Source organism: Streptomyces sp. NPDC034099 (assembly GCF_055575415.1).
Genome location: NZ_JBVISR010000005.1, coordinates 610,116 through 617,562, shown reverse-complemented (window position 1 = coordinate 617,562; position 7,447 = coordinate 610,116). Strand labels below are relative to the sequence as shown.

At 68.8% G+C, this 7,447-nt stretch carries 7 protein-coding genes and 1 rRNA gene; all 8 read left to right on the top strand.

Annotated features, from left to right (window positions below):
• A 5S ribosomal RNA gene (rrf, locus tag ACZ56V_RS18740) occupies positions 1-95 on the top strand; the annotation flags it as partial.
• A gap of 108 nt (positions 96-203) precedes the next feature.
• Entirely contained in the window at positions 204-812 is a 609-nt protein-coding gene (locus ACZ56V_RS18735; RefSeq protein WP_398912133.1) for a CDP-alcohol phosphatidyltransferase family protein, read from the top strand.
• A 112-nt stretch (positions 813-924) separates the two neighbouring features.
• Positions 925-3,420 carry a mannose-1-phosphate guanyltransferase gene (locus ACZ56V_RS18730; protein WP_052838780.1) on the top strand — a complete coding sequence of 832 codons (2,496 nt, stop codon included), beginning with the start codon at positions 925-927 and terminating at the stop codon, positions 3,418-3,420.
• Between the two features lie 168 nt (positions 3,421-3,588).
• Complete coding sequence (locus tag ACZ56V_RS18725) at positions 3,589-4,428, top strand: DUF881 domain-containing protein (protein WP_398912132.1); 840 nt, start codon at positions 3,589-3,591, stop codon at positions 4,426-4,428.
• Positions 4,425-4,757, top strand: a complete 333-nt coding sequence (locus tag ACZ56V_RS18720; protein ID WP_003977440.1) for a small basic family protein — start codon at positions 4,425-4,427, stop codon at positions 4,755-4,757. The genes ACZ56V_RS18725 and ACZ56V_RS18720 overlap by 4 nt, the downstream gene beginning before the upstream one ends.
• 5 nt (positions 4,758-4,762) lie before the next feature.
• Entirely contained in the window at positions 4,763-5,620 is an 858-nt protein-coding gene (locus tag ACZ56V_RS18715) for a DUF881 domain-containing protein (RefSeq protein WP_398912131.1), read from the top strand.
• 148 nt (positions 5,621-5,768) lie between these two features.
• A complete protein-coding gene (locus ACZ56V_RS18710; RefSeq protein ID WP_356372049.1) occupies positions 5,769-6,620 on the top strand; it encodes an FHA domain-containing protein in 852 nt (283 codons plus the stop codon).
• Between the two features lie 44 nt (positions 6,621-6,664).
• A complete protein-coding gene (ftsR, locus tag ACZ56V_RS18705; protein WP_398912130.1) occupies positions 6,665-7,402 on the top strand; it encodes a transcriptional regulator FtsR in 738 nt (245 codons plus the stop codon).
• The last annotated feature ends 45 nt before the right edge of the window (positions 7,403-7,447 follow it).

The window sequence follows — 7,447 nt, the reverse complement described above, 5'->3', positions numbered from 1 at the left end:
AAACGCCCGGTTACATTTCGAACCCGGAAGCTAAGCCTTACAGCGCCGATGGTACTGCAGGGGGGACCCTGTGGGAGAGTAGGACGCCGCCGAACTCCTTTTAGAGCTCTGGCTCTTGGGCACGCAGCCCGAGAGTCAGAGCTTTTTTGCGTTGAGGTAAGGTCAGTGGGCATCATTGGCTCGTTTCCCCAGGAGGCCCCCGCGTGGAGGTCCAGGAGACCCGCGTGCAGACCGACCGGGTCCTCACCATCCCGAACATCCTGAGCATGGCGCGCCTGCTCGGCGTGCCCCTGTTCCTGTGGCTCATTCTGCGGCCCGAGTTCGGCGGACCGCAGAGCGACGGCTGGGCGCTGTTGGTGCTGGCCCTGAGCGGGGTCAGCGACTACCTGGACGGAAAGCTCGCGCGGCGTTGGAACCAGATCAGCAGCCTCGGCCGGCTGCTGGACCCGGCGGCCGACCGGCTCTATATCCTCTCGACACTGGTGGGTCTCACCTGGCGCGAGATTCTCCCGCTCTGGTTGACGCTTGTACTGCTTGCCAGGGAAGCGATGCTGCTGGTCATGGTGGGCGTCCTCCGGCGCCACGGCTATCCGCCGCCGCAGGTGAACTTCCTGGGCAAGGCCGCCACGTTCAACCTCATGTACGCCTTCCCCCTGCTTCTGCTGAGTGACGGAAGCGGATGGATCGCGTCACTCGCCGCAGTTTTCGGATGGGCGTTCGCCGGATGGGGTACAACCCTGTACTGGTGGGCAGGTGTTCTCTATGTGGTGCAGGTCCGCCGTCTGGTACGTGCGGACGTCGCAGCCGATTGAACTCGCTGATTCTGCGGTCCCGGTGGCCGGATGGCCCCCGCTGGAAAAGTGCGGGACCCTGGACAGGTGAAGTCGGCTAAACCGTCGACTCTCAGAGGAGGACGCTTCCGACATGAAGGCCGTCGTGATGGCTGGAGGCGAAGGCACACGCCTTCGTCCCATGACCTCGAGCATGCCCAAGCCGCTCCTGCCGGTGGTCAACCGGCCGATCATGGAGCACGTTCTTCGGCTGCTCAAAAGGCATGGGCTCAATGAGACCGTCGTGACCGTCCAGTTCCTGGCCTCGCTGGTCAAGAACTATTTCGGTGACGGCGAAGAGCTCGGTATGGAGCTCACCTATGCCAACGAGGAGAAGCCACTCGGTACCGCCGGAAGCGTCAAGAACGCCGAGGAAGCGCTGAAGGACGATGCCTTCCTCGTCATTTCCGGCGATGCCCTGACCGACTTCGACCTCACCGACCTGATCAATTTCCACAAGGAAAAGGGCTCGCTCGTCACGGTGTGTCTGACGCGCGTGCCCAACCCGCTGGAATTCGGCATCACCATCGTCGACGAAGAGGGCAAGGTCGAACGCTTCCTGGAGAAGCCGACGTGGGGCCAGGTCTTCTCGGACACCGTGAACACCGGGATCTACGTCATGGAGCCCGAGGTCTTCGACTACGTCGACCCCGATGTGCCCGTGGACTGGTCCGGCGACGTCTTTCCGCAGCTGATGAAGGAAGGCAAGCCCATCTACGGCTATGTCGCCGAGGGCTACTGGGAGGACGTCGGCACCCACGAGAGCTACGTGAAGGCCCAGGCCGACGTCCTGGAGCGAAAGGTCGACGTCGACATCGACGGCTTCGAGATCTCGCCCGGGGTCTGGGTGGCCGAAGGCGCGGAAGTGCATCCTGACGCGGTGCTGCGGGGGCCCCTGTACGTGGGCGACTACGCCAAGGTCGAGGCCGGCGCCGAGATCCGCGAGCACACCGTCATCGGATCCAACGTCGTCGTCAAGAGCGGCGCCTTCCTGCACAAGGCCGTGGTGGCCGACAACGTGTACGTCGGGCCGCACAGCAATCTGCGGGGCTGTGTGGTCGGCAAGAACACCGACATCATGCGTGCCGCGCGGATCGAGGACGGCGCGGTCATCGGTGACGAATGCCTGGTCGGTGAAGAATCGATCATCCAGGGGAACGTGCGGGTCTACCCGTTCAAGACCATCGAGGCCGGTGCCTTCGTCAACACCTCGGTCATCTGGGAGTCCCGAGGACAGGCGCATCTGTTCGGCGCCCGCGGAGTCTCCGGCATCCTGAACGTGGAGATCACGCCCGAGCTCGCCGTGCGCCTGGCCGGCGCCTACGCGACGACCCTGAAGAAGGGGTCCACCGTCACCACGGCCCGCGACCACTCCCGTGGTGCCCGTGCGCTGAAGCGGGCGGTGATCTCCGCGCTGCAGGCCAGCGCCATCGACGTACGCGACCTGGAGAACGTACCGCTGCCCGTGGCACGGCAGCAGACCGCGCGGGGCAGTGCCGGCGGGATCATGATCCGGACCACCCTGGGAGTGCCGGACTCCGTCGACATCATGTTCTTCGACGGACAGGGTGCCGACCTGTCGCAGGGCAGCCAGCGGAAGCTGGACCGGGTGTTCGCGCGGCAGGAGTACCGGAGGGCGTTCCCCGGAGAGATCGGGGACCTGCACTTCCCGTCCAGCGTGTTCGACTCGTACACCGGGTCCCTGCTGCGCAACGTCGACATCACCGGCATCGCGGAGTCCGGACTCAAGGTGGTCGTCGACGCCTCCAACGGCAGCGCGGGACTGGTGCTACCCAGCCTGCTCGGGAAGCTGGGCGTCGACTCGCTGACCATCAACCCCGGTCTCGACGAGGCCAGGCCCACCGAGTCGGCCGACATGCGGCGGTCCGGTCTGGTGCGCCTCGGGGAGATCGTGGCGTCCTCGCGGGCCGCGTTCGGTGTGCGGTTCGACCCGGTCGGCGAGCGGCTGTCGCTCGTCGACGAGAAGGGCCGCATCATCGAGGACGACCGGGCGCTGCTGGTGATGCTCGACCTGATCGCGGCCGAGCGGCGCAGCGGCCGGGTCGCGCTCCCGGTGACGACCACCAGGATCGCCGAGCAGGTCGCCGCGTACCACGGCACACAGGTCGAGTGGACGACCACCTCTCCGGACGACCTGACCAGGGTCGGCGGTGAGGAGGGCGCGATCTTCGGCGGCGACGGCAAGGGCGGCTTCATCGTCCCCGAGTTCAGCAGCGTCTACGACGGCACGGCGGCCTTCGTGCGGCTGATCGGGCTGGTCGCCCGTACGCAGCTCACGCTGAGCCAGATCGACGCGCGGATCCCGCGGGCCCATGTCCTCAAGCGGGATCTGGCCACCCCGTGGGCCGTCAAGGGCCTGGTGATGCGACGGGTCGTAGAGGCGGCCGGAGACCGGTTCGTGGACACCACGGACGGGGTGCGGGTGGTCGAGACCGACGGGCGCTGGGTGATGGTGCTGCCCGACCCGGCGGAAGCGGTCACCCACCTGTGGGCCGAGGGCCCCGACGACGCCTCCGCGCAGGCGCTGCTGGACGAGTGGGCCGCGGTGGTGGACAGCGCGGGCCGCTGAGAACGCGCCGCACGCGTGCGTGCCGGACAAGTGTCCCCAAGGGGGCCTGTCCGGCACGCCGGTGGGGCCGTTCGGAGGTAGTGGCGGTGGCGTGCGACGATGTGCGGCATGCCGCAGCCACCCCCCGTTCGGAGCACATCCACGCGGCCCGCGCGCCCGGACGCGTCCATGTCGCTGCTCACCAACGTCATGGACCACAGCCTCGACGACGGCTACGCCGAGGCCGCCGCGCGGAAGAAGGCCGACGGCAGCGGCGGCATGCCCAAGACGGTGCGCGCCAAGCTGGGCCTGGCGGCCGGTCTCGTCCTCGCGGCCCTGGTCGTGACGGTGGGCGCGGCCCAGGCGCGGGTCGCCGCTCCCGTCGTCGCGAAGGAGCGTGAAGAGCTGGTCGACCGCATAGAGGGGGAGACCTCGGCGGCCGACAAGCTGGAGAAGAGCGTCGACGAACTGCGCGACGACGTGAACACGCGCCGGCGCGAGGCGCTGGAGAAGAGCGGCGACGGCGACAGCACCGACCTGGTGGGCATCCTGTCGGGCGCGGTCGAAGTGCACGGCCCCGGTGTGAAGCTCGTGGTGAACGACGCCAAGGACGTCGGCGGCACGGGCGCCGACGGGCAGCCGCGCGGCACCTCCGGGTTCTCCGACACGGGACGGGTGCGGGACCGGGACATGCAGCGCGTGGTCAACGGTCTGTGGGAGTCCGGCGCCGAGGCGATCTCCATCAACGGTCAGCGTCTGACGGCACTGTCGGCGATCAGGGCCGCCGGTGACGCGATACTGGTCGACAACAGGCCGCTGGTGCCGCCGTACACGGTGCTCGCGGTGGGGGACGGCGCACGGCTGAGCAGGGGCTTCCAGGACAGCGCGGACGGGCTGTACCTGCATGCCCTGGAGGAGAGCTACGGCATCCGGACCGCCATCTCCGTCGCGGACGACCTCAAGCTGCCGGCCGCACCGAGTGTGATCGTACGTACAGCACAGCCGATAACCGAGAAGGGCACATCGTGATCGCCGTACTGGGCCTCGTCGTGGGAGTCGTGGCCGGATTGCTGGTCCGGCCCGAGGTGCCGGCGGCCGTGGAGCCGTATCTGCCGATCGCCGTCGTGGCGGCGCTGGACGCGGTCTTCGGTGGTCTGCGGGCCATGCTCGACGGCATCTTCGACGACAAGGTCTTCGTGGTGTCGTTCCTGTCCAACGTGGTCGTGGCCGCGCTGATCGTGTTCCTGGGCGACAAGCTGGGCGTCGGCGCCCAGCTGTCCACCGGTGTCGTGGTGGTCCTCGGCATCCGTATCTTCTCCAACGCCGCGGCGATCCGACGCCACGTCTTCCGGGCGTGAGGCCGATGAGCGACCACCAGGAGCACCACGCGCACCGGCTGCGCAAGGAGCTGCCCGACGAAGCGCCGCCTTCGCGGTCCGCCTCGGAGGACGGCCCGGCGGACGGCACCCCGGAGGATGCGCGGCCGGAGAGGAATGGAATGTCCGGTCGGCAGCGGCTCCTGAAGGGGCTGTGGCCGCCGCGCCTGACGCGGGCGCAACTCATCGTCGCCCTGCTCCTGTTCGGGCTCGGATTCGGCCTCGCGGTCCAGGTGGCGTCCAACAGTGACAGCGACAGCGCGCTGCGTGGCGCCCGCCAGGAGGATCTGGTCCGCATCCTGGATGAACTGGACGACCGAACTCAGCGTCTTGAAGACGAGAAACAGGGTCTCGAGAAGCAGCGCGACGAGCTGGAGAACAGCTCCGACCAGGCGGAGGAGGCCCGCAAGCAGACGCTCGAGAAGGAGCGGCAGCTGGGCATTCTCGCGGGCACCGTGGCCGCGCAGGGGCCCGGCATCACGGTGACCATCGAGGACACGAAGGGGACGGTCGAGGCGGACATGCTGCTCGACGCCATCCAGGAGCTGCGCGCGGCGGGTGCGGAGGCGATCCAGGTGAACGGCGTACGGGTCGTCGCCGGCACGTACTTCGCGGACGCCGACAAGTCCGTCAGCGTCGACGGGAACAAGATCAACGCGCCCTATCGTTTCCAGGTCATCGGCAAGCCGCAGGACCTCGAACCGGCTCTCAACATTCCTGGAGGAGTGGTGCAGACTCTGGAGAAGGAACAGGCCACCGTTACTGTTGAGCGGTCGAGCAAGATCGTCGTGGACGCCTTGCGAGCGGCGGAGCGGCCTGACTACGCTCGGTCGTCCTCCCAGTGAACCGACGGTGCATGGGGGACGTCCGGCGAGGGCATGAGGTTGCGGGGGGTCGGCGCACCGATTGGGTGGTGCGTGGTGGAAACTGTCTGGTGGAGACGGACGTTGTGAAGGTGTCCGGGTCGGCCAGTGCGTTCAGTAAGGGTTCGTCCTGCCCCACGGGCGGGTCTGTTTCGGTCAAGGGGAATCGCCCGTGAAGTTGTTTGCGAAGTTGTTCGGCAAGAGCGCGCGAGAGGGCGGCGGCGACAACGCGACCGCCCGCCATCGCGCACAGCCCGACGCGGAGGGCCGACGCCCGATGTACCGGGACCAGGTGGGTGGTCCGGGCGCGCCGTCTGTTGACCCTGCTCAGTCCGGCGGCATAGGTTTCGGCCAGCCCTCGGCCCCGGGTACGGGTGGAGGGTTCAACCCCGACCCGTACGCGTCGAACGCCCCGGCGGGGCAGCCGCGGCAGGAGGATCCGTCCATGTCGGCCCTGGTGTGTACGAGGTGCGGCAACCGCAACGCGGAGAACAGCCGCTTCTGCTCCAACTGCGGCGCTCCGCTGCGGGCCGGCGCGGTCCCGGAGCGCGCGTCCGAGACGACCTCCACGATCTCCATCTCCGGTCTGGAGGCCTACGACTCCGAGGTCACCGGCCAGACGGCGATCCCGGCGCTCTCCCCCGAGGCGCAGGCGGCCGTGGACGCGCTGCCGCTGGGCTCCGCGCTCCTGGTCGTGCGCCGCGGTCCGAACTCGGGCAGCCGCTTCCTGCTGGACGGCGAGCTGACCACCGCCGGTCGTCATCCGCAGAGCGACATCTTCCTGGACGACGTGACGGTCTCGCGCCGGCACGTGGAGTTCCGCCGCAGCCCGGACGGTTCGTTCACGGTCGCCGACGTCGGCAGCCTGAACGGCACGTACGTCAACCGGGAGCGCATCGACCAGGTCGCCCTGTCGAACGGTGACGAGGTGCAGATCGGCAAGTACCGGCTGGTGTTCTACGCGAGCCAGCGGGGTTACTGACCCGCCCCCGGGCCGCCCGCCCGGGGAACCTCCAGGGAAGGTCCATGTTTCAAACACCGAGCGGCGGTGCCGGGCAAGGCGCCGCCGCCACGGACAGTGGGCTGATGAGTATCGGCGCAGTGCTGAACGCGCTGCGTGACGAGTTCCCCGACATCACCATCTCGAAGATCCGTTTCCTGGAGTCGGAGGGCCTCGTCGAGCCGCGGCGGACCCCGGCCGGGTATCGCAAGTTCAGCGCGCACGACGTCGAGCGCCTCGGCCGGGTGCTGCGCATGCAGCGGGACCACTATCTGCCGCTCAAGGTGATCCGCGAGCACCTGGACGCCGTGGAGCGCGGCGAGGCCGTCGCACTGCCACGGGTCGGCCGGCAGCGGGACGGCGAGGCCGTACCGGAACCCGTCGAGAGCCCCACGGTGGCCCGGATCGGGCGGGACGAGCTGCTCGCCACGGCCGGGATCGGCGACCAGGAGCTGAAGGAGTGGGAGTCCTACGGACTCCTCGCCCCGCTGCCCGACGGGGCGTACGACGCCGAGGCGGTCACGGTGGCGTCCCTGGTGGTGCAGCTGGGGCGGTTCGGGATCGAGCCGCGGCACCTGCGGGTGATGAAGGCCGCCGCCGACCGGGAGGCCGGGCTGGTGGACCAGGTGGTGGCCCCGCTGAAGCGGCACCGCAACCCGCAGACCAGGGCGCACGCGGAAGCCCGCACCAAGGAGCTGGCCGGGCTGGCGGTGCGGCTGCACGCCGCCCTGGTACAGACCGCCCTGGGCGTGCGGCTGCCCTGAGACGAGCGGGCCCGCGGTTCCGGATCACCCGCCCGATCGGGACCC

Bases quoted from the DNA above. Each gene is read 5' to 3' on its own strand.
- ACZ56V_RS18730 (WP_052838780.1), top strand. From the start codon at position 925: ATGAAGGCCGTCGTGATGGCTGGAGGCGAAGGCACACGCCTTCGTCCC.
- ACZ56V_RS18725 (WP_398912132.1), top strand. From the start codon at position 3,589: ATGTCGCTGCTCACCAACGTCATGGACCACAGCCTCGACGACGGCTAC.
- ACZ56V_RS18715 (WP_398912131.1), top strand. From the start codon at position 4,763: ATGAGCGACCACCAGGAGCACCACGCGCACCGGCTGCGCAAGGAGCTG.
- ftsR (WP_398912130.1), top strand. From the start codon at position 6,665: ATGTTTCAAACACCGAGCGGCGGTGCCGGGCAAGGCGCCGCCGCCACG.